The following is a 22,782-nucleotide window of genomic DNA, read 5'->3' as shown; positions in this document are numbered from 1 at the left end:
CGGCCGGACCGCAGCGGCCGGACCGCAGCGGGGGCGCTGAACCGCGGGGCCGCCGAAGCGCCGGGCCGCCGGAGCGCCGAAGCACCGGAGCGCCGAAACGCCTTACGGGTCAGGGCAGTTCGACGATCAGCCCGCCGTCCGCCGCCCCGCTGACCCGGACGCCGGACAGGTCGTCCACGTGGTGGTCGGGCCGGTGGGCGGCGGCGCGCGGGCCGATGCCGAGCACCGGCATGCCGGCGGCCCGGGCGGCGGCGATGCCGGCCTCGGAGTCCTCCAGCACCAGGCACTCGGCGGGGGCGACGCCCAACTCGGCGGCGGCCTTCAGGAAGCCCTCCGGGTCGGGCTTGCTGGCGCCGACGTGCTCGGCGGTGATCACCAGCGGCGGCAGCGGGACGCCGGCGGCGGCCATCCGGACCCGGGCGAGCCGGTCGTCGGCGGAGGTCACCAGCGCGTGCGGCAGTCCGGCCAGCGAGGCCACCAGCCTTGCGGCGCCCGGGACTTCGACCACGCCGTCGATGTCGGAGGACTCCTCGTCGAGCATCACCGCGTTCTCGGCGAGGTTCTGCTCGACCGGGCGGTCGGGCAGCAGCAGGCCCATGGTCAGGTGGCCCTGCCGCCCGTGCGCGACCCGCATCACCTCGTCGCCGTCCAGGCCGTTGCGCTCGGCCCAGCGGCGCCAGCAGCGTTCGACCACGGCGTCGGAGTTGACCAGGGTGCCGTCCATGTCGAGCAGGACGGCCCGGACCGGCGGGGTGAGGACGGGCATCGGGGCTCCTCGGGAGGCCTCGTACGGGTGTTTGTTCCTCAAGCGTACAAAACTCCCGGAGGCGGGCCGCTCACCCCACCAGGTGCGCGTTGACCGCCCGGGCCTCCTCGGCGAGCTCCGGCAGCTCCACCACCTCGATGCCCGCGCCGGTCAGCAGCGCGGTGCCCTGGCACGCCTCGACGAACAGCGCGGGCTCCCGCCAGGCCACCACCACCCGCGGCACCCCGGCGGCCACGATCAGCTCCGCGCACGGGTGCGGCCGGGAGGCGCGCTGCCCGCACGGCTCCAGGGTCGAGTAGACGGTGGCGGTGCGCAGCCGCGGGTCGCCGGCCGGCAGCTTGCCGAGCGCGGCCTCCTCGGCGTGGTTCACGGCGTCCACCTCGCGGCTGTAGCCCTCGGCCAGCACCTCGCCGTCCGCGCCGACCACCACCGCGCCGACCGAGAAGGCCGTTGCGGACGGCGGGCAGCGCCGGGACAGCTCGATCGCGCGGCGCATCCACCCGAGGTCGCGCCCGCGGCCGGCCGCGTCCCCGCTCCCGCTCGCCTGCTCGCGCTCGTTCCGGCTCTCGGGCGCACGGTCACTGGTGGTCATCGGAGGACTCCTTCGGGGCGTACCGCAGCAGGACGACGTCCCCCACCGTACGTGCCTCCAGCAGCCGCATCCGGCGGGCCGGGCCGCCAGGGTACGCGGCGGGGGAGAGGAAGCGGGGTGCGGCGGCCTGGCCGACCAGCAGCGGGGCGACGGCCAGTTGCAGTTCGTCGGCCAGCCCCTCGGCGAGGAACTGGGTGTGCACGCTGCCGCCGCCCTCGACCATCAGCCGGCGCACCCCGCGCGCGCCCAGGTCGTCGAGCACCGCGCCGAGCGGCACCGCCCCGCCCAGGCCGACCACCTCGGTGCCGGGCGCCCCGGCCAGCGCGGCGCGCAGCGCTGGCGCGGCGGCGTCGGTGGTGTAGGCGAGCTTGGCGCCGCCGGTGTGCCAGAAGTTCAGGCCCGCGTCCAGCCGGCCGCTCGCGCTCAGGGTGACCTTCAGCGGGTACCCGGGCCGCCCGGCGGCCTCCCGGGCGGCGCGCCGCTGCGGCGAGTTGACCAGCAGCCGCGGGTTGTCGGCGCGCAGCGTCCCGCCGCCGACCAGCACCGCGTCGCTGTCGGCGCGCAGCGCGTCGACCCGGTCGAAGTCCTCGGCGTTGGAGAGCAGCAGCCGGTCGGGGGAGGCGTCGTCGAGGTGGCCGTCGATCGACACCGCGGCGCTCAGCAGGACGTGGGGGCGGGGCACGGTCGGGGCTCCAGGGTCGGCGGACGGGCGGAGTCCCACCGTACGCCGCGCCCGCCCGCCGCCCGCCGTCCGCCGTCCGCCGCCCGCCGCCCGCCGTCCGCCGCCCGCCGTCCGCCGCCCGCCGCCCGCCGCCCGCCGCCCGCGGCCGGCTCAGGACGGCCGGGGCGGCACCGGCAGCGGCAGGGCGGGCAGCCCGTTGATGCTGACGCCGACGTTCTCCTTGCCCTCGCAGTACTCGCTGAACCGGTCCTCGCCCTTGCGGTCGAAGAACTCGGCGAGCAGCGTCCGGTCGGACTGGTACTCCATGAACGGGACGGCGAACCCGCAGGAGTCGCTGACCCGTTCGGCCCGCACCAGGATGATCGCGCGCAGCGCGGTGCCGTCCGCGGTCGGGTCGAAGCGGTCGAGCAGTTCGGCGAACCGCGGGTCGTCGCGGAACACCGGCTCGCCGTGCCCGTGCACCCGCAGCACGGTCGGCGGCCCCTCGAAGGCGCACCACATCAGGACGATCCGCCCGTTCTCCCGCAGGTGGGCGATGGTCTCTGCGTGCGAACCGCCGAAGTCCAGGTAGGCGACGGTCAGTTCGTCCAGCACGACGAGGGTGCCGGCCCGGCCCTTGGGGGACAGGTTGAGGTAGCCGTCGGCAGCCAGCGGCGCGGTGCCGACGAAGTAGACGGGCTGTTTCTCGATGAACGCGCGCAGCCTGGCATCGATGCGCTCATAAGTCTTTCCCATGCGGACGATTCTGCTCCCGGCGGGCGGCGGAGGGCCAGGAGGTTTCCCCTTCGTCTCGCCATTCGATACAGGATTGTCCGAACAGTGGAACATCTTCCTATCCTGGAGGGGTCGCCTTCGAGGGAGAGGGAACCCGCCATGCCCGCCTACACCCACGGCCACCACGCCGCCGTCCTGCGCTCGCACCGCAGCCGCACCGCCGCCAACTCCGCCGCCTACCTGCTGCCCGAACTGCGCCCCGGCCAGCGGGTGTTGGACGTCGGCTGCGGCCCGGGCACGATCACCGCCGACCTGGCCGAACTGGTCGGCCCGAGCGGCCGGGTGGTCGGCATCGAGCCGGTCCCCGAGGTGCTGGCCGAGGCCGCCGCGCTGGCCGCCGAACGCGGCCTGGCGAACCTGTCCTACGAGGTCGCCGACGTCTACCGACTGCCCTACGCCGACGCCTCGTTCGACGTGGTGCACGCCCACCAGGTGCTGCAGCACCTGCCCGACCCGGTCGCCGCCCTGCGCGAGATGCGCCGGGTCACCGCCCCCGGCGGGGTGATCGCGGTCCGCGACTCGGACTACGCCGCGATGACCTGGTACCCCGAACTGCCCGAGCTGGACGAGTGGTTGAGCCTGTACCGGAAGGTCGCCCGGGCCAACGGCGGCGAACCCGACGCCGGCCGCCGCCTGCTGGCCTGGGCGCACGCGGCGGGCCTGACCGGCGAACCGGCCGCACCGGACGCCAACCCGCGCTGCTCGTCCAGCAGTTGGACCTTCGCCACCGGCGCCGAGCGGGCCTGGTGGTCGGAGAGCTGGGCCGAGCGCACGGTGCGCTCGAAGACCGCCGCCACCGCGGTCGCCGAGGGCCTGGCCACCCCCGCCGACCTGGAGCGGATCGCCGCCGGCTGGGCCCGCTGGGGCGCCGACCCGGACGCCTGGTTCGCCGTACTGCACGGCGAACTCCTGTATCACGTAAGCTAGTTGGGCACGCCCCCGCGTTGACGTGACGTGACGTTGACCGGCCGCGTACCGCCCGGTAGTGCCCACCGCCCGGCCCGACAGCCGGACGGGCGGTCCGACCCGCCCCCCACCGGGTCGGACCGCTACCGTGTGCGCATGGACGGCGAGCAGCGCACCGGCACCACCCACCGGGTGATGCGCCAGGACGACAACGGCAACCGCTTCCTGCTCGCCCGCGGCCTCGACCGGGCCGGAGCCGAGGCGCTGGCCGCCGAGTTCGAGGCCCGCGGCCACAAGCAGCTCTACTGGGTCGAACCCGAGGACCCCCGGATCCCCGAGAGCCCCGAGGTCTCCGGGGGCCCCGCCGGTCCCGGCTGATCCCCCACTGCCCGGCCCCGTCCGCGTACCGTGGCCCCGGGGCGGCGCGCGCCGCCCCGGGAACGGATGCCGAGGAGGCCGCGTGGGCGTCGAGATCGAGCGCAAGTTCCTCGTCCCGGAGGGCGAACACGTCCCGGACGGACGGGAGTTCGAGGTCCGGCAGGGGTACCTGGTGCTCGGGCCCGAAGGGGCCGAGGCGCGGGTGCGCCGGCAGGGCGAGGAGTGCTCGCTGACCGTCAAGCGCGGCACCGGACTGGTCCGCGGCGAGTGGGAGACCCCGCTGAGCGCCGAGCAGTTCGCCGACCTGTGGCCCGCCACCGAGCACGCCCGGATCGACAAGAGCCGCCGGGTCGTCCCGCTCGGCCCGCACGAGGCCGTGGTCGACACCTACCGCGGCCGACTGACCGGACTGCGCACCGTGGAGGTCGAGTTCACCGACCCGGACGCCGCGGCCGCGTTCACCCCGCCGTCCTGGTTCGGCCCCGAGGTCACCGACCGCCCCGACCTCAAGAACCGGCACCTGGCCACCGCCGACGCCCCGCCCCTGACGTAGGGTCGGGCGGGTACGACGAGCGCGAGGACGGCGATGGCAGACCTGATCGACACGGTGGCGTGGGTCCGGCTGGAGGGCGGCAGGATCCTCTGCGCCCGCCCCCGCGGCAAGGACGTCTTCTACATCCCCGGCGGCAAGCGCGAGGGCGCCGAGACCGACCTGCAGACCCTGGTCCGCGAGGTCGCCGAGGAACTCACCGTCGCCATCCGCCCCGACACCGTCACCCACGTCGGCACCTACCACGCCGAGGCCCACGGCCAGGCCCCCGGCGCCGTGGTCAGGATGGCCTGCTACGCCGCCGACTACACCGGCACCCTCGCCGCCAGCAGCGAGATCGAGGAGGTCGACTGGTTCGGCTACGCCGACCGCGACCGCGTCCCCCCGGTCGACCAGGTCCTCTTCGACGACCTGCACCGCGACGGCCGCCTGCACTGATCCGCCCGGGCCCCTCCGCCCGCGCGGAGCCCGTCCGCACCTCCGTGTCCGTTCTGTACGCCAATCGGACAGACGACCCGTATGCCGGGATAGTGGGGCGATTCCCTGGGTATGGCAGAGTTCGGCAGCATTCGTCACGATCCGTGAGCCTGCGGCGACACGGCGTGGCGGCGGCCCGCGCCCGGCGACCGGCCGGGGGCGTCCCATGCGGTGGCGGGAGGCCCGGTAGGTGGTGGCGAAGCCGGGTGACGGCGAGGGAGAGCGCGAGGCGTCCGGTCTGCCCGCGCGCGGTTCGCGGCGGCCCGGCAGCGGCGGCGCCGCACTGCCCGCCCGCACCGCCGCCGGCCGGGCGGCCGCCCGGGCCCGGCTGCGCCGCGGCCGCCCCGACCCCGGCGAGCACTTCCGCTCCCGGCCCGGCGGGGGCCGCCCCGGCAGCGCCCCGACGGCGGGCGCCGCCCCCCAGCCGCCGACCGCCCTCGCCACCGGCACCGCCGGCCCCCCGGCCCGCGGCCGCCCCGCCCGGGCCTTCCCCGGCGGGGCGGAGCCGCCGCCCGGGGCCCGCTCCGACGGCGGCCCGACCCCCCTGCACCCCAGCCGCCGCACCGAGGGCGGCAGCCTGTTGGACGTGGTGCGGGTGGCCATCGTCATCCTGGACACCTCGGGCCGGGTGGTGCTGTGGAGCCCGGCCGCCGAGGAGATGCTCGGCTGGCCCAGCGAGGTGCTGGTCGGCCGCGCCGTCGACGAACTGATCCCGGACCCGGGCCAGGTGCAGCGCACCCGGTCCGCCCTCCAGGAGACGCTGCGCCGCGGCTCCTGGCACGGCTTCACCGAGATCGCCGACCGGGACGGCCTGCCGGTCGAGGTGGAGGCCCGGCTCTCGCTGCTGGTCGACGGCGACGGCGCCCCGTACGTGCAGGCCGCGCTCACCGAGGCCGCCGCGCTGCGCGCCGTCGAGCGCGACCTCGCGGTCCGCGACGCGCTGTTCGAGCAGTCCCCGCTGGGCATCGCGGTGCTCGACACCGACCTGCGCTACACCGCCGTCAACCGCACCCTGGCCGACATGAACGGCCTGCCCGCCGAGGAGCACGTCGGCCGCACCACCGGCGAGACGCTGCCCGAGCGCTCCGCCGACGAGATCACCGCCGTCCAGCGCCAGGTGCTGGCCACCGGCGAGCCGGTCATCGACGTCACGCTGGCCTCCCCGGCCTCCGCCGGCTCCGGGTACCGGTCGATCTCCTACAGCCGGATGACCGACCGCTCCGGCCGGGTGCTGGGCATCTCCGGCACCGTCATGGACGTCACCGAGCGCTACCGGGCGGTCGCCAAGGTCGAGGGCGCCCGGCGGCGGCTGTCGCTGCTCAACGAGTTCGGCTCCCGGGTCGGCGACCTGCTGGACGCCTCGATGATCGCCCAGGAGCTGGCCGGCGCGGTGGTCCCCCGGCTCGCCGACTACGCCGGGGTGATCCTGCTGCAGGCCGTCGCGCACGGTGACGACCTGCCCCGGCACGGCCACGACCGGCACACCTCGCTGCTGCAGCTCGGCGTCGCCGCGATCCAGCACAGCCCCGCGGTGGAGACCATGCTGCGGCACGGCGCCCGGATCACCTTCGAGGAGGACTCGGTCTTCGGCCGGGTGCTGCGCAGCGGCGTCCCCGAGATGCTCTCCGGCGGCAACGGGCCCGAGGAGCTGTCCTTCCCCGGCGACCCCAAGGTCGAGGCCGCCCGCGAGCTCGGCGTGCACTCCCGGCTGGTGGTCCCGCTGCGGGCCCGCGGCATCGTGATCGGCCTGCTGGTGGTCAGCCGGGCCGGCTACCGCGAGGGCTTCGACCGCGACGACCTGGCCTTCACCGTCGAGCTCGCCGACCGGGCCGGCAGCTCGCTGGACAACGCCCGGCTGTACGCCCGCGAGCGCACCGCCGCGCTCACCCTGCAGCGCACCCTGCTGCCCCAGCAGGTCCCGCAGCCGCCCGGCGTCGAGGTCGCCTACCGGTACGTGCCCGGCTCCAGCGGCACCGAGGTCGGCGGCGACTGGTTCGACGTCATCCCGCTGCCCGGCGAGCGCACCGCCCTGGTGGTCGGCGACGTGATGGGCCACGGCCTGCGGGCCGCCGCCACGATGGGCCGGCTGCGCACCGCGGTCCGGGTGCTGGCCGCCCTCGACCTGCCCCCCGAGGTGGTGCTGCGGCACGTCCACGAGCTCGCCGACGACCTCGCCCAGGGCCCCGACGAGGCCCTGCTCGCCACCTGCGTCTACGCGGTCTTCGACCCCGCCCGGCGCAGCCTGACCGTCACCAAGGCCGGCCACATCCCGCCGGTCCTGGTGGTGCCCGGCGCCGGTGCCGAGCCGGCCCGCTCCGGCGGCCCGCTGCCCGGCGGCGCCGGCCGGGTCCTCGACCTGCCCTCCGGCGCGCCGCTCGGCGTCGGCGGGGTGCCGTTCGAGTCCGTCGAGCTGCGGATCCCGGACGGCAGCCTGCTCGCCCTGTGCACCGACGGGCTGGTGGAGTCCCGGGACAAGGACCTGGACGTGGGACTGGGGAGGTTGATCAGCGTGCTCGAACAGCCGTACGCCTCGATCCAGCAGGCGTGCGAGGCCGTCCTCGGCACCATGGAGCAGGGCCGCGAGCCCGACGACGTGGCCCTGCTGCTGGCCCGGCTCGGCGAGGGCCGGGCCGAGGAGCCCACCGCGGGCTGGACGCTGCCCGCCGAGCCGACCGCCGTCTCCCGGGCCCGCCGACTGGTCCGCGGCACCCTGGCGGACTGGGACGCCGAGGAGCTCACCGACACCGCCGAACTGCTGGTCAGCGAACTCGTCACCAACGCCGTCCGGTACGCCAGCGCCCCGATCGGCGTCCGGCTCACCCTCGGCGACCTGCTGCTGGTGGAGATCTCCGACCCGCTGCCCGACCCGCCCCGGGAGCGCCACGCCGGGGCCGGCGACGAGGGCGGGCGCGGCCTCGAACTGGTCCGCCGGCTCGCCCTGCGCTGGGGCACCAGGGCCGAAGGACTCGGCAAGGTCGTCTGGTTCGAGCTGTCGAACACCGGGGTTCAACCACCCGATTCGATGTTGTGACGTTGAAGGGTGTGTGCGCCCACGCCCGGATGATGAATACTCGGACAGCGAATACTCGGTCTTCTCGACACCGGATGGGCGCGGGTTGGAGGGGTCGGTCCGTTGAACAGCTTCCCGGCACGGAACGTGACGCACGGCAGCGGCAGTCATGCCGCGGTGCCGGAGCAGCCGGGTGCCCCGACGACCCCCGTCCCGCTGCCGCTCGGCTGGGGACAGGGCACCTCGGGCACCATCTACGACTACATCCGGGTGGCGACCTTCGCCATCGGCCCGGACGGCCGGATCGCGCAGTGGAGCGACCGGGCCGCCGAGTTCTTCGGCGTCCCCGCCGCCGAGGCGGTCGGCGCCGACCCGATCACCGCGTTCATCCCGCGCGAGATGTGGCAGCGCGGCCGGGCCCGGCTCGAGCGCATCCTGTCCGGCGAGGAGTGGGTCGGCACCGCCCCCTACCGGGACCAGGCCGGCGCCGAGAGCCTCGCCGAGGTCTACGCGATGCCCGCCAGCGCCGACGGCTCCGCGACCTGCCTGGCCGTCGACCTCGGCCGGCTGCGCGCCATCGAGACCGACCTGGCCGCCTCCGAGGCCGTCATCGGCCAGACCCCCACCGGGTTCTTCCTGTTCGACACCGACCTCAAGCTGCAGCGCGTCAACGCCGCGTTCGCGGCCGGCGTCGGCCGCAGCCCCGCCGCCCTGCAGGGCCTCGCCCCCGGCGACGTGTTCCGCCCCTCCGACGCGGACCGGCTGCTGCTCGCCCTGCGCAAGGTCCTCACCGGCCAGGAGCCCGTCCTCGACCTGCGGCTGTCCGGCCCGGTCCGGGCCGCCCGCCCCACCGCCGGCCGCGACGAGGACCAGCGCACCTGGGCCGTCTCGCTGTACCGGCTCACCGCCGCCGGCGGCCGCCCGATCGGCGTGGCCGGCCAGGTCCAGGACGTCACCAGCCGGCACATCGCCGAACGCGAGGCGGCCGGCGTGCGCCGCAGCCTCGCCCTGCTGAACGAGGCGTCCACCCACATCGGCTCCACCCTCGACCTGGAGACCACCGCCAAGGAACTGCTCGACGTGATCGTCCCGCAGTTCTGCGACGTCGCCACCGTCGACCTGTACACCGCGCTGCTCACCGGCGACTCCGCCCCGCTCAGCGCCAACCCGGAGAGCGGCGAACTGCGCCGGGTCGCCGTCTCCAGCGTGGTCGGCAACGCCCCGTCCGTGCTCGGCAGCGAGCGGGCCGGCGGCGTCCGGGTCGCCGAGGCCGGCGGCACGCTCTGCTACCCGCCGCGCTCCCCGCACGCCCGCGCCCTGCGCACCGGCCGCAGCGTCGTCCCGCAGCCCGGGCCCGACCCGCTGCTGCGCTCCACCCTGGTGGTGCCGCTGGTCGCACGCGACCAGGTGCTCGGCCTGGTCCAGCTCTCCCGGGCGATCGGCAGCGAGCCGTTCGACGCCCGCGAGGTGGCGATCGCCGAGGAACTCGTCGCCCGCGCCGCGGTCTGCGTCGACAACGCCCGGCTCTACCGCCGCGAGCACGAGCGCGCCCTGATCCTCCAGCGCAGCCTGCTGCCCCCCGGCAACCCGGCCGCCTCCGGCCTGGAGATCGCCCGCCGCTACCTGCCCAGCAACAACAACACCGAGGTCGGCGGCGACTGGTTCGACGTCATCCCGCTGCCCGGCAGCCGCACCGCCCTGGTGATCGGCGACGTGATGGGCCGCGGCCTGCGCGCCGCCGTGGCGATGGGCCAACTGCGCACCGCCGTCCGCACCCTGGCCATGCTCGACCTCGACCCGGAAGAGGTGCTCTCCGCCCTCGACGAGATCGCCCGCGGCCTCGGCAACGACGAGGACCCGGACCGCTCCAGCGCCGAGGTCTACCTCGCCACCTGCGTCTACGCCGTCTACGACGCCGTCAAGCAGCGCTGCACCTTCGCCAACGCCGGCCACCTCCCGCCGGTCCTGCTCGCCCCCGGCCAGGGCGCCCGCACCATCACCGTGCCGCCCGGCCTGCCGCTCGGCGTCGGCGGCGAGCCGTTCGAGGAGGTCACCGTCGACCTGCCGGAGGGCGCCGTGCTGGCCCTCTACACCGACGGCCTGGTGGAGTCCCGCAAGCACCAGCTCGACGAGGGCATCGACGCCTTCCGGGCCGCGCTGGAGGCCGGCTCCGAGCGGATCGAGGAACTCTGCGACCAGGTGCTGGACGAGCTCAACCCGCACCACGGCGAGGACGACATCGCCCTGCTGATGGCCAAGGTCAAGGGCCTGCCCAAGGGCTCGGTCGGCGACTGGCGGTTCCCCTCCGAGCCGACCTCGGTCGCCAAGGCCCGCGAGGCCGCCTGCGGCTGGCTGCTGGAACGCGGCCTGGACGAACTGGTCGACACCTCGGAACTGCTGGTCAGCGAGCTGGTCACCAACGCGCTGCGGCACGGCCGCGGCGAGATCCGGCTGCGCCTGCTGCGCGACAAGACCATGGTCTGCGAGGTCTGGGACGACGCCTACGCCCAGCCCCGCCAGCGCCGCGCCCAGGAGACCGACGAGGGCGGCCGCGGCCTGCAGCTCGTCTCGCTGCTGGCCGAGCGCTGGGGCAGCCGCCGCACCCCCAAGGGCAAGATCGTCTGGTTCGAACTGGCCCTCTGACCCGCCCGGCGGCGGCCCGGCAGCGGCCGCCGCCACCGCGGTGCGTACCGGAAGCACCGCCGCCGGAAGGTGATCTCCACCGCTCCGCAGCCGCCCGTTTCGGCTCCATTGGGCCGTTCCCCGTACGATGGGGAGAAGCCGGGGCATGTGCCGTGCCCGGTGGGTGGACCGGTGAATGCTGACGCGGGCCGGGCACCGTGACCCACGATTCCGGGAGAATCAGCGCCGCATGCCCACGCGCAACGACATCCGCAACGTCGCCATCGTCGCCCACGTCGACCACGGCAAGACCACCCTGGTCGACGCCATGCTGAAGCAGGCCGGCGCCTTCGCCGCCCACCAGCACCTCGACGACCGGATGATGGACTCGAACGACCTCGAGCGCGAGAAGGGCATCACCATTCTCGCCAAGAACACCGCGGTCAAGTACCACCCCAAGGACGGTGGCGCTCCGATCACCATCAACATCATCGACACCCCCGGCCACGCCGACTTCGGCGGTGAGGTCGAGCGCGGTCTGTCGATGGTGGACGCGGTCGTCCTGCTGGTCGACGCCTCCGAGGGCCCGCTGCCGCAGACCCGCTTCGTGCTGCGCAAGGCGCTCACCGCCCGGCTGCCCGTCATCCTGTGCATCAACAAGACCGACCGTCCGGACGCCCGGATCGACGAGGTCATCAACGAGACCTACGACCTGTTCCTGGACCTGGACGCGGACGAGGACCAGATCGAGTTCCCGATCGTCTACGCCTGCGCCCGCGACGGCGTGGCCTCGCTGACCAAGCCGGAGAACGGCACCGTGCCGGCCGACTCCGACAACCTGGAGCCGTTCTTCTCCACCATCCTGGAGCACGTCCCGGCCCCGACCTACGACGCCGACGCCCCGCTGCAGGCGCACGTCACCAACCTGGACGCCGACAACTTCCTCGGCCGCATCGCCCTCCTCCGGGTCGAGCAGGGCGAGCTGCGCAAGGGCCAGACGGTGGCCTGGATCAAGCGCGACGGCTCGATCCAGAACGTCCGGATCTCCGAGCTGCTGATGACCGAGGCGCTCACCCGCAAGCCCGCCGAGGTGGCCGGCCCCGGTGACATCTGCGCCGTCGCCGGCATCGGCGACATCATGATCGGCGAGACCCTCGCCGACACCGAGAACCCGATCGCGCTGCCGCTGATCACCGTCGACGAGCCCGCCATCTCGATGACCATCGGCACCAACACCTCGCCGCTGGTCGGCAAGGGCGGCTCCGGCAAGGGCGCCGACGCCAAGTCCGGCGCCAAGGTGGACCGCAAGGTGACGGCCCGCCAGGTGAAGGACCGCCTGGACCGCGAGCTGATCGGCAACGTGTCGCTGCGCGTGCTGGACACCGAGCGCCCGGACGCCTGGGAGGTGCAGGGCCGCGGCGAGCTGGCGCTGGCCATCCTGATCGAGACCATGCGCCGCGAGGGCTTCGAGCTGACCGTCGGCAAGCCGCAGGTGGTCACCCGCGAGGTCAACGGCAAGACCCACGAGCCGGTCGAGCGCCTCACCGTGGACGTCCCCGAGGAGCACATGGGCGCCGTCACGCAGCTCATGGGCATCCGCAAGGGCCGGATGGACAACATGTCCAACCACGGCTCGGGCTGGGTCCGGATGGAGTTCGTGGTGCCGTCCCGCGGTCTGATCGGCTTCCGCACCGAGTTCCTCACCGGCACCCGCGGCACCGGCATCGCGCACTCGATCCACGAGGGCTACGAGCCGTGGTTCGGCAACCTGACCACCCGCAACAACGGCTCCCTGGTCGCCGACCGCTCCGGCGTGGTCACCGCCTTCGCGATGACCAACCTGCAGGAGCGCGGCGTGCTGTTCATCGACCCGGGCACCGAGGTGTACGAGGGCATGATCGTCGGCGAGAACTCCCGCGCCGACGACATGGACGTGAACATCACCAAGGAGAAGAAGCTCACCAACATGCGCTCCTCCAACGCGGACGTGGCCGAGTCCATCGTGCCGCCGCGCAAGCTCTCGCTGGAGCAGTCGCTGGAGTTCTGCCGCGAGGACGAGTGCATCGAGGTGACCCCGGAGACCGTGCGCATCCGCAAGGTCGTCCTGGACGCCAAGGACCGCGGCCGCACCGCCTCGCGCGCCAAGAAGGGCTGACACCCGCCCGGTTCCACCCTGCTCGGCCGACCGGCCGGCGTCCTCGCGGACGCCGGCCGGTCGCGTTTTCGGTGACGCTCCGTCACGGATCTCCGGGCGCGGGGCGTTCGTTAATCGGACGTCACTGATCGTCATCCGCGACAACTGTCCGTTTCGCCCGTGTCTGGCTATGTCTTGAATGTCCGTTTTCCGGGATTCATCCGTCGTTCATGTGACCAAATTGAAATCCGTATTGGTCATTTCCGTATCCGTGAGTGACCGATAGTGGGTGCAGTCGAGCTCGGGTCGAGGCTCCTGCGCAGGGGTGCGCGCCAGGCCGCGAGCGATCTGCAACACGATTTCAGGAGGCACACCCATGCGCGGTGCCAGCCAGGCCAAGTGGGTTGTCGCAGCCGTCGCGGTCGCCCTCGCCGCTACCGCTTGCGGCAGCTCTTCGGGCAGCTCCAGCACCGGGGCGTCCAACGCCCAGGGCACGTTCAGCTACCAGAGCACCGAGCCGCAGAACCCGCTCCAGCCGGCGAACGCCATGGAGGTCGGCGGCGGCCGCGTGATCAAGACCCTGTTCAAGGGCCTGGTGGACTACGACCCCAGCAACGGCCAGCTGCGCAACCAGGTCGCCGACAAGATCGAGACCACCGACGCGCAGAACTACACCGTCACCCTGAAGTCGGGCTGGACCTTCCACGACGGCACCCCGGTGACCGCCAAGTCCTTCGTGGACGCCTGGAACTGGTCCGCCAACGTCAAGAACAACCAGATCAACTCCGACTGGTTCTCCGACATCCAGGGCTACACGGACGTCCACCCGGACGCGGGCGACCCCACCGCCGCCACCATGTCCGGCCTCAAGGTCGTCGACGACACCCACTTCACCATCGCGCTGACCGGCCCGGTCTCGTACTTCGAGTACAAGCTCGGCTACACCGCCTTCTCGCCGCTGCCCGAGGTCTTCTTCACCGACCCGGCCAAGTACGGCCAGTCGCCGATCGGCAACGGCCCCTACAAGTTCGTCTCGTGGGAGCACAACAAGGCGATCACCGTCGCCGCCTACGACAAGTACGCGGGCGTCGACAAGCCGAAGAACGGCGGCATCGTCTTCAAGAACTACGCACAGGCCGACGCCGCGTACAAGGACCTGATCTCGGACAACCTGGACGTGCTGGACCAGGTCGACCCGACCGACCTGTCCTCGTACAAGAACGACCTGGGCGACCGCGCCGTCGACCAGGCCCAGGGTGCCATCCAGTCGATCTCCTTCTCGCTGTACGCCGACGACTGGAAGGGCGCGAACCTCTCCAAGGTCCGCCAGGGCCTGTCGATGGCGATCGACCGCGACACCATCACCAAGACGGTGCTCAACGGCTCCCGCCAGCCCGCCAACTCCTGGGTCGCCCCGGGCGCGATGGGCTATAAGGACAACACCTGCGGCGAGTACTGCACGTACAACCCGGAGAAGGCCAAGCAGCTGATCACCGAGGGCGGCGGCGTCCCCGGCAACAAGATCACCGTCCTGTACAACGCCGACGGCGGCCACAAGGAGTGGGTGGACGCGGTCTGCAACTCCATCCGCCAGGCCACCGGCGTGGAGTGCACCGGCGACGCCAAGCCGGACTTCAAGTCCTCCCGCGACCTGATCAAGAACAAGAAGGTCGACGGCCTGATGCGCACCGGCTGGGTGCAGGACTACCCGCTGAACGCCAACTTCCTGCGCGACGTGTACGGCACCGGCGCCGCGGCCAACGACGCCGGCTACTCCAGCCCGGAGTTCGACAAGCTGGCCGCCGAGGCGGACAAGGCCACCTCGGTGGAGAAGACCGCCGAGCTGTACCAGCAGGCCGAGGCCCAGCTGGCCAAGGACATGCCGGCCATCCCGCTCTGGTACTACAAGACCACCGCCGGTTACTCGAAGAACGTGCAGAACGTGAAGTACGACTCCTTCGGCGACCCGGTCTTCACCCAGGTCGAGGTCAAGCAGAAGTAAACGAGCCGGCACCGCACGGCTCGAACAGACACGGCCGGTGCCGTGCCCCGCCCCACCGGGCGGCCCGGCACCGGCCGTTGTCACGTCCAGAACTCTGACACCGGGACAGTCAGCCCGTCAGAGCAGTGAATTGGAGGCACGATGGGGCGCTATGTCGCAAGGCGACTGCTCCAGATGATCCCGGTGTTCCTGGGCACGGTCACGATCATCTTCTTCATGACCCGCTGGTTGCCCGGCGACCCCGCGGCAGCGATGTGGGGCGACAAGGCGGCCGACCCGGCCCAGCTCGCCGCGTTCAAGCACGACATGGGACTCGACGTCTCTATCTGGCAGCAGTACCTCAACTACATGGGGGACCTGCTCACCGGGAACTTCGGCAAGACGATGAGCGGCCGCAAGGTCATCGACGTGATCAGCGAGGCCCTCCCGGTCACCGTCCGACTGGCGCTGCTGGCCTTCGTCTTCGAACTCGTCGTCGGCGTCGCCATCGGCCTGTTCGCCGGCCTGCGCCGCGGCAAGGCGTTCGACAAGTCGACGCTGGTGCTGACCCTGCTGCTGATCTCCATCCCCGTCCCGGTGCTCGGCTTCATCTTCCAGACCGTCTTCGCCATCCAGCTCGGCTGGATCACCCCGACCGTCCAGGACTCGATGAACCTGGGCCAGCTGCTGCTGCCCGCCATCGTGCTCGGCTCGATCTCGCTCGCCTACGTGGCCCGCCTCACCCGGACCTCCATCGCGGAGAACCTGAAGGCCGACTACATGCGCACCGCGGTCGCCAAGGGCCTGCCCAAGCGCAAGGTGATCGGCACCCACCTGCTGCGCAACTCGATGATCCCGGTGGTCACCTTCCTGGGCACCGACCTCGGCGCCCTGATGGGCGGCGCGATCGTCACCGAGGGCATCTTCAACGTCAAGGGCGTCGGCAACGCGCTGTACCACGCCATCAACCTCAACGAGGGCGCGACCGTCTCCGGTTTCGTCGTCGTGCTGGTGCTGGTCTACCTGGTCGCCAGCCTGCTCGTCGACCTGCTCTACGCGGTCCTGGACCCGAGGATCCGGTATGCCTGACCTGATCGAGAAGAACGCCCCCGCCGGGGACGGCGAGACCCCCGCCGAGCGGGTCACCGTCCCCGCCCCGAAGGCCGAGAAGCCCCGCAGCCTCGGCCTGGACGCCTGGCACGACCTGCGCAAGCGCCCGGTCTTCATCATCTCGGCCGCGCTGATCGTGGTGCTGGTGCTGTTCGCGATCGCCCCCAGCCTGTTCACCTCGGTGGACCCGCGCGCCGGCGACCTGCGCCACCACTTCCTGGCCAAGCCGAACTACCTGCACTTCTTCCAGGCGGACTGGTTCGGCTACGACGGCCAGGGCCGCTCCATCTACGCCCGGATGATCTACGGCGCCCGCGCCTCGGTGGTCGTCGGCATCTGCGTCACCACCGGCGTCACCGTCCTCGGCGGCCTGCTGGGCATGATCGCCGGCTACTACGGCGGCTGGGTCGACACCATCGTCTCCCGCTTCACCGACATGGTCTTCGGCATCCCGCTGCTGCTCGGCGCCCTGGTCATGCTCAACGCCTTCCAGGTCCGCACGGTCTGGTCGGTGGTCTTCGCCCTGGTCGTCCTCGGCTGGACGCAGATGACCCGCGTCATGCGCGGCTCGGTGATCACCGTCAAGCAGTCCGACTACGTGACCGCGGCCAAGGCGCTGGGCGCCGGCACCGGCCGGATCATGTTCAAGCACATCCTGCCGAACGCGATCGCCCCGGTGATCGTCGTGGCGACCATCGCACTGGGCGGCTACATCGCCACCGAGGCCACGCTGAGCTTCCTCGGCATCGGCCTGCAGGACCCGACCATCTCCTGGGGCATCGACATCAACTCGGCCCAGAAGGTGATCCGCCAGGCACCGTTCGCACTGTTCTTCCCGGCCGGCATGCTCAGCGTCACCGTGCTGGCGTTCATCATGCTCGGCGACGCGGTGCGCGACGCCCTCGACCCGAAGCTGCGCTGAGAGAGGCGGCCCGCATCATGACCACCGCACTTGAGAAGACCACCGCTGCCAAGGACCGTCCGGCCCCCGGCACCCCGCTGCTCGAAGTCCGCGACCTGCACGTCGAGTTCAAGACCCGGGACGGCGTCGCCAAGGCCGTCAACGGCGTCAACTACTCGGTCGCGGCCGGCGAGACGCTGGCCGTGCTCGGCGAGTCCGGCTCCGGCAAGTCCGTCACCGCGCAGACCATCATGGGCATCCTCGACATGCCGCCCGGCCGGATCACCTCGGGGGAGATCCTGTTCCGCGGCCAGGACATGCTGAAGATGTCGGGCGAGGAGCGCCGGAAGATCCGCGGCCGCAAGATCGCCATGATCTTCCAGGACGCGCTCTCCTCGCTCAACCCGGTGCTCTCGGTCGGCTACCAGCTCGGCGAGATGTTCCGCGTGCACGAGGGCGCCTCCAAGAAGGAGGCCAAGGCCAAGGCCATCGAGCTGATGGACCGGGTCCGCATCCCGGCCGCCGCCCAGCGGGTCGGCGACTTCCCGCACCAGTTCTCCGGCGGCATGCGCCAGCGCATCATGATCGCCATGGCGCTGGCCCTGGAGCCGGACCTGATCATCGCGGACGAGCCCACCACCGCGCTGGACGTCACCGTCCAGGCCCAGGTGATGGACCTGCTCGCCGAGCTCCAGGCCGAGTACCACATGGGCCTGATCCTGATCACCCACGACCTCGGCGTGGTCGCCGACGTCGCGGACAAGATCGCCGTCATGTACGCGGGCCGGATCGTCGAGACCGCCCCCGTCCACGACCTGTACGCCAAGCCCGCCCACCCCTACACCGAGGGCCTGCTCCGGTCGATCCCGCGACTGGACCAGAAGGGCGAGGAGCTGTACGCGATCAAGGGCCTGCCGCCCAACCTCTACAAGGTCCCGGCCGGCTGCGCGTTCAACCCGCGCTGCGACGTCGCCACCGACCTGTGCCGTACCGAGATCCCCGCCCTGCACCAGGTCACCGACCGGGAGGGTGCGGAGCTCGCCGGGCGCAAGAGCGCCTGCCACCTCTGGAAGGAGACCCTCCATGGCTGAGCCCATCCTGGAGGTCCGCGACCTGGTCAAGCACTACCCGCTGACCCAGGGCATCCTCTTCAAGAAGCAGGTCGGCGCGGTCAAGGCCGTCGACGGCATCTCCTTCACCCTGCACAAGGGCGAGACCCTCGGCATCGTCGGCGAGTCCGGCTGCGGCAAGTCCACGCTCGCCAAGGTCCTGATGAACCTGGAGCGGGCCACCGCCGGCCAGGTCTTCTACAAGGGCGAGGACATCTCCCGGCTCTCCGGCTCCGCGCTCAAGGCGGTGCGCCGCAACATCCAGATGGTCTTCCAGGACCCGTACACCTCGCTGAACCCCCGCATGACGGTGGGCGACATCATCGGCGAACCGTACGAGATCCACCCCGAGGTGGCGCCCAAGGGCGACCGCCGCAAGGCGGTGCAGGACCTGTTGGACGTGGTCGGCCTCAACCCCGAGTACATCAACCGGTACCCGCACCAGTTCTCCGGCGGCCAGCGCCAGCGCATCGGCATCGCCCGCGGCCTCGCGCTCAAGCCGGAGGTCATCATCTGCGACGAGCCGGTCTCCGCGCTCGACGTGTCGGTGCAGGCCCAGGTGATCAACCTGCTGGAGCAGCTCCAGACGGACTTCGAGCTCTCCTACATGTTCATCGCCCACGACCTCTCCATCGTCCGGCACATCTCCGACCGGGTCGGCGTGATGTACCTCGGCAAGATGGTCGAGATCGGCACCGACCTGGAGATCTACGACCACGCCACCCACCCGTACACCCAGGCGCTGCTCTCCGCGGTGCCGGTGCCGGACCCGGCGGACCGGGAGAAGCGCGAGCGGATCATCCTCTCCGGCGACATCCCCTCCCCGGCCAACCCGCCGTCGGGCTGCCGCTTCCGCACCCGCTGCTGGAAGGCGGAGGAGCGCTGCTCCACGGAGCTTCCGCTGCTGGCCGTCCCCGAGCTGCTGGCCGGCGGCGCCAAGCACGAGTCGGCCTGCCACTTCGCGGCCGAGCGGGAGCCTGCGGCCGCGTAGCGCGACGCCGGAGGACGACACGCCGCAGGGGCACCGGGAGACCACCCGGTGCCCCTGCGGCGTTCCCTCCCCCGTCCGGCCCTACTGCGGTCGCGTCGCAACTGCACGGCCCTTCTCATGAGGTGAGATGCGTCATACACCCTCGAGGAGGAAGCTCCATGCCTTCAGGCACCCGTGTGCGCTGGGCCGTTGTCAGTGCGACGTCCGTGGCCCTGGTGGCCACGGGCTGTGGCAGCAGCGGCGGCGGTTCCGGCGGCGGCTCGTCCGACACCAGCAAGACCTTCACCTACCAGAGCAGTGAGCCGCAGAACCCGCTGCAGCCGGCCAACGCCAACGAGACCGGTGGCGGACGCATCGTGCAGAACCTGTTCAAGGGCCTGGCCGACTACGACCCGTCCAACGGCAAGCTGCGGATGCAGGTCGCGGACAAGATCGACACCAGCGACGCGCAGACCTACACCGTGACGCTGAAGTCGGGCTGGACCTTCCACGACGGTACGCCGGTGACCGCGAAGAGCTTCGTGGACGCCTGGAACTGGGCGGCCAACACCAACAACAACCAGATCAACAGCTCCTGGTTCTCCGACATCGAGGGCTACAAGGACGTCCACCCGGAGAGCGGCTCGCCGACCACCGACAAGATGTCCGGCCTGACCGTCCAGGACGACACGCACTTCACGATCAAGCTGAACAACAAGGTCTCGTACTTCCCGTACAAGCTGGGGTACGTGGCCTTCTCGCCGCTGCCGGAGGGCTTCTTCAAGGACCCGGCGGGCTACGGGCAGAAGCCGGTCGGCAACGGGCCGTACGAGTTCGTGAGCTGGGACCACAACTCGCAGGTGGTCACCAAGACGTTCGCCAACTACCAGGGCGTGGACAAGCCGAAGAACGGCGGCGTCGTCTTCAAGATGTACACCACCGCCGAGGCCGCCTACGCGGACCTGCAGTCGAACAACCTGGATGTGATGGACCAGGTGCCGCCGTCGGCGCTGGCGAACTACAAGAACGACCTCGGAGACCGGGCGATCGACGCCCCGCAGGGCGCGATCCAGAACATCGGCTTCACCCTCTACCAGGCCGACTGGCAGGGCCAGGACAAGGCCAAGGTCCGGCAGGGCCTGTCGATGGCGATCGACCGCGACACCATCACCAAGACGGTGCTCCAGGGCTCGCGCAAGCCGGCCACCGCCTGGGTCGCCGAGGGCGTCGAGGGCTACAAGTCCGGCACCTGCGGCGACTTCTGCACCTACAACGCGGACAAGGCCAAGCAGCTGATCACCGAGGGCGGCGGCGTCCCCGGCAACGCCATCAAGATCACGTACAACGCGGACGGCGGCCACAAGGAGTGGGTGGACGCGGTCTGCAACTCGATCCGGCAGGCGACCGGGGTGAACTGCACCGGCGACCCGAAGACCGACTTCAAGACCGCCCGCGCGGCGATCACCGGGCACCAGATCAACGGCCTGTTCCGCACCGGCTGGGTGCAGGACTACCCGCTGAACGCCAACTTCCTGGCGGACGTCTACCGCACCGGCGCGGCCTCGAACGACACCGGCTACTCCAGCCCGGAGTTCGACAAGCTCGCCAACGAGGCCGACCAGGCGGCGTCCGTGCAGGACACCGCGACCGGCTACCAGAAGGCCGAGGCCCAGCTGGCGATCGACATGCCGGCCATCCCGCTCTGGTACTACCGGACCAACTCCGGCTTCTCCACCAAGGTGCAGAACGTCACGTTCGACTCCTTCGGCAACCCGGCCTGGACCCAGGTCGAGGTCAAGGGCTGACCGTGCCCGGCACCGGCCCCGTCCTCCCCGCACGGAGGGCGGGGCTCCGGTACTACGTCACCCCTTCGGAGGGAGGGCTCCCATGGGCCGTTACGTGCTACGCCGCGTGCTCCAGATGATCCCGGTGTTCTTCGGGGCCACGCTGCTGATCTTCCTGATGGTGTACAGCCTGCCGGGCGACCCGATCGCCGCGATGTTCGGCGACAAGGCGGCCGACCCGGCGACCGTGGCCAACCTGCGGCACCAGTACTACCTCGACCAGCCGCTGTGGAAGCAGTACCTGCACTACATGAACAACATCTTCCACCTGGACTTCGGCACCAGCTTCACCGGCCGCCCGGTCTCGGAGATCATGGCGGACGCCTTCCCGGTGACCATCCGGCTGGCTCTGGTCGCCTTCTTCTTCGAGATCTTCATCGGCCTGCCGCTGGGCCTGATCGCGGGCCTCTACCGCGGCAGCATCGCCGACACCCTGGTGCTGCTGCTGACCCTGATCGTCATCTCGATCCCGGTGTTCGTGCTCGGCTACATCGCCCAGACGATCTTCGCCATCAACCTGGGTTGGGTGACGGCCACCGTCCAGGACTCGCGGGACATCACCCAGTTGATCCTGCCGGGCCTGGTGCTGGCGTCCCTGTCGCTGGCGTACGTGGCCCGGCTCACCCGCACCTCGATCGGCGAGAACCTGCGCGCCGACTACATGCGCACCGCGGTGGCCAAGGGCCTGCCGCGGCACACCATCATCGGGCGGCACCTGCTGCGCAACTCGCTGATCCCGGTGGTGACCTTCCTGGGCACCGACCTGGGAGCGCTGATGGGCGGCGCGATCGTCACCGAGGGCATCTTCAACATCGCCGGCATCGGCAACGTCCTCTACAAGGCGATCAACCAGAAGGAAGGCCCGACGGTCGTCGGCATCGTCACCGTGCTGGTGCTGGTCTACCTGGTCGCCAGCCTGGTCGTCGACCTGCTGTACGCCGTCCTGGACCCGAGGATCCGCTATGCCTGAGCGCAACGAGGACATCCCCGACGACAACGACCCGCTGCGCAACATCCAGCCGACCGACAGCGACCACCTGGACTACGTCGGACAGCAGGGACTGGCCGTGGAGCAGGAGACGCTGATCGAGCCCGACCCGGTCAAGCGGGAGCAGGCCCGCAGCCTGTGGGGCGACGCCTGGCGGGACCTGCGCAAGCGGCCCACCTTCATCATCTCGGCGGTGCTGATCCTGCTGTTGGTCGTGATCGCGATCTGGCCGGGGCTGTTCACCGACACCGACCCGCGGGCCGCCGACCTGACCAACAACTACCTGCGCAGGCCCGACTACACCGACTTCTTCGGGGGCGGCTGGTTCGGCTACGACGGGCAGGGCCGCTCGATCTACGCCCGGGTGCTCTACGGGGCACGGGCCTCGATCACCGTCGGCATCTGCGTCACCCTGGCGGTGACCGTCCTCGGCGGGCTGACCGGGATGACCGCCGGGTACTTCGGCGGCTGGGTCGACGCGGTGCTCTCCCGGCTCACCGACATCTTCTTCGGCATCCCGCTGCTGCTCGGCGCCCTGGTGCTGCTGAACGCGTTCGCCACCCGCAACGTGTGGTCGGTGGTGATCGCGCTGGCCGTGCTCGGCTGGACGCAGCTGGCCCGCGTGATGCGCGGCTCGGTGATCACCGTCAAGCAGTCCGACTACGTGGTCGCCGGGCGGGCGCTGGGCGCCGGCACCGGGCGGCTGATGTTCCGGCACATCCTGCCGAACGCGATCGCCCCGGTGATCGTCGTGGCGACCATCGCACTGGGCGGCTACATCACGGCGGAGGCCACGCTGAGCTTCCTCGGCATCGGCCTGCAGGACCCGACCATCTCCTGGGGCGTGGACATCTCGTCCGCGCAGAAGGTGATCCGGCAGGCGCCGTTCGCCCTGTTCTTCCCGGCCGCCGCGCTCTCCGTCACCGTGCTGGCCTTCATCATGCTGGGCGACGCGGTGCGCGACGCCCTCGATCCGAAGCTGCGCTGA

The 22,782-nt window shown here is 71.6% G+C and carries 17 protein-coding genes and 1 pseudogene; 15 read left to right on the top strand and 3 right to left on the bottom strand.

What is annotated here, in order from left to right; genetic code table 11:
- Positions 1-109: 109 nt before the first annotated feature.
- The 3 genes and pseudogenes from EDD39_RS02205 to EDD39_RS02190 all read right to left on the bottom strand — a co-directional run bounded on the left by EDD39_RS02205 (position 110) and on the right by EDD39_RS02190 (position 2,775).
- Positions 110-766: an HAD-IA family hydrolase gene (locus tag EDD39_RS02205; protein WP_123553113.1), complete on the bottom strand. Its 657-nt coding sequence runs from the start codon at positions 764-766 to the stop codon at positions 110-112.
- 70 nt (positions 767-836) lie between these two features.
- Positions 837-2,040, bottom strand: a pseudogene (locus EDD39_RS42635) (dihydrofolate reductase family protein).
- 150 nt (positions 2,041-2,190) lie between these two features.
- A complete protein-coding gene (locus tag EDD39_RS02190; protein WP_123553111.1) occupies positions 2,191-2,775 on the bottom strand; it encodes a pyridoxamine 5'-phosphate oxidase family protein in 585 nt (194 codons plus the stop codon).
- A 138-nt stretch (positions 2,776-2,913) separates the two neighbouring features.
- Between EDD39_RS02190 and EDD39_RS02185 the strand changes: the two genes are divergently transcribed.
- The 15 genes from EDD39_RS02185 (at position 2,914) to EDD39_RS02115 (ending at position 22,782) form a co-directional block, all read left to right on the top strand.
- Positions 2,914-3,741: a methyltransferase domain-containing protein gene (locus tag EDD39_RS02185; protein WP_123553110.1), complete on the top strand. Its 828-nt coding sequence runs from the start codon at positions 2,914-2,916 to the stop codon at positions 3,739-3,741.
- A gap of 135 nt (positions 3,742-3,876) precedes the next feature.
- Positions 3,877-4,098 (top strand): hypothetical protein, encoded by a 222-nt coding sequence (locus EDD39_RS02180; protein ID WP_123553109.1) that lies wholly within the window; start codon positions 3,877-3,879, stop codon positions 4,096-4,098.
- An 82-nt stretch (positions 4,099-4,180) separates the two neighbouring features.
- Complete coding sequence (locus EDD39_RS02175; RefSeq protein WP_123553108.1) at positions 4,181-4,651, top strand: CYTH domain-containing protein; 471 nt, start codon at positions 4,181-4,183, stop codon at positions 4,649-4,651.
- A gap of 33 nt (positions 4,652-4,684) precedes the next feature.
- Complete coding sequence (locus tag EDD39_RS02170) at positions 4,685-5,086, top strand: NUDIX hydrolase (RefSeq protein ID WP_030463759.1); 402 nt, start codon at positions 4,685-4,687, stop codon at positions 5,084-5,086.
- 229 nt (positions 5,087-5,315) lie between these two features.
- Complete coding sequence (locus tag EDD39_RS02165) at positions 5,316-8,156, top strand: SpoIIE family protein phosphatase (protein ID WP_244256571.1); 2,841 nt, start codon at positions 5,316-5,318, stop codon at positions 8,154-8,156.
- Positions 8,157-8,312: 156 nt separating this feature from the next.
- Positions 8,313-10,778, top strand: coding sequence for a SpoIIE family protein phosphatase (locus EDD39_RS02160; protein WP_425269734.1), 2,466 nt, complete (start codon positions 8,313-8,315; stop codon positions 10,776-10,778).
- A 229-nt stretch (positions 10,779-11,007) separates the two neighbouring features.
- Positions 11,008-12,912, top strand: a complete 1,905-nt coding sequence (gene typA, locus EDD39_RS02155; RefSeq protein WP_123553107.1) for a translational GTPase TypA — start codon at positions 11,008-11,010, stop codon at positions 12,910-12,912.
- A gap of 355 nt (positions 12,913-13,267) precedes the next feature.
- On the top strand, positions 13,268-14,893 hold the full coding sequence (locus tag EDD39_RS02150; RefSeq protein ID WP_123553106.1) for a peptide ABC transporter substrate-binding protein: 1,626 nt from the start codon (positions 13,268-13,270) through the stop codon (positions 14,891-14,893).
- A 141-nt stretch (positions 14,894-15,034) separates the two neighbouring features.
- Positions 15,035-15,961: an ABC transporter permease gene (locus tag EDD39_RS02145; protein ID WP_123553105.1), complete on the top strand. Its 927-nt coding sequence runs from the start codon at positions 15,035-15,037 to the stop codon at positions 15,959-15,961.
- Positions 15,954-16,904, top strand: coding sequence for an ABC transporter permease (locus EDD39_RS02140; RefSeq protein WP_123553104.1), 951 nt, complete (start codon positions 15,954-15,956; stop codon positions 16,902-16,904). Before EDD39_RS02145 ends, EDD39_RS02140 begins: the two co-directional genes overlap by 8 nt.
- A gap of 17 nt (positions 16,905-16,921) precedes the next feature.
- Positions 16,922-17,974 carry an ABC transporter ATP-binding protein gene (locus EDD39_RS02135; RefSeq protein ID WP_123553103.1) on the top strand — a complete coding sequence of 351 codons (1,053 nt, stop codon included), beginning with the start codon at positions 16,922-16,924 and terminating at the stop codon, positions 17,972-17,974.
- Positions 17,967-18,983, top strand: coding sequence for an ABC transporter ATP-binding protein (locus EDD39_RS02130; RefSeq protein WP_123553102.1), 1,017 nt, complete (start codon positions 17,967-17,969; stop codon positions 18,981-18,983). The genes EDD39_RS02135 and EDD39_RS02130 overlap by 8 nt, the downstream gene beginning before the upstream one ends.
- Positions 18,984-19,141: 158 nt before the next feature.
- Positions 19,142-20,767 carry a peptide ABC transporter substrate-binding protein gene (locus tag EDD39_RS02125; RefSeq protein ID WP_123553101.1) on the top strand — a complete coding sequence of 542 codons (1,626 nt, stop codon included), beginning with the start codon at positions 19,142-19,144 and terminating at the stop codon, positions 20,765-20,767.
- Positions 20,768-20,849: 82 nt separating this feature from the next.
- Positions 20,850-21,776, top strand: a complete 927-nt coding sequence (locus EDD39_RS02120) for an ABC transporter permease (RefSeq protein WP_123553100.1) — start codon at positions 20,850-20,852, stop codon at positions 21,774-21,776.
- On the top strand, positions 21,769-22,782 hold the full coding sequence (locus tag EDD39_RS02115) for an ABC transporter permease (RefSeq protein WP_123553099.1): 1,014 nt from the start codon (positions 21,769-21,771) through the stop codon (positions 22,780-22,782). The genes EDD39_RS02120 and EDD39_RS02115 overlap by 8 nt, the downstream gene beginning before the upstream one ends.

The sequence above is a fragment of the Kitasatospora cineracea genome (assembly GCF_003751605.1).
Taxonomy (GTDB): Bacteria; Actinomycetota; Actinomycetes; order Streptomycetales; family Streptomycetaceae; genus Kitasatospora; species Kitasatospora cineracea.
Note: the sequence above shows the minus strand (reverse complement) of the source record. Positions and strands in the feature narration are given on the sequence as shown.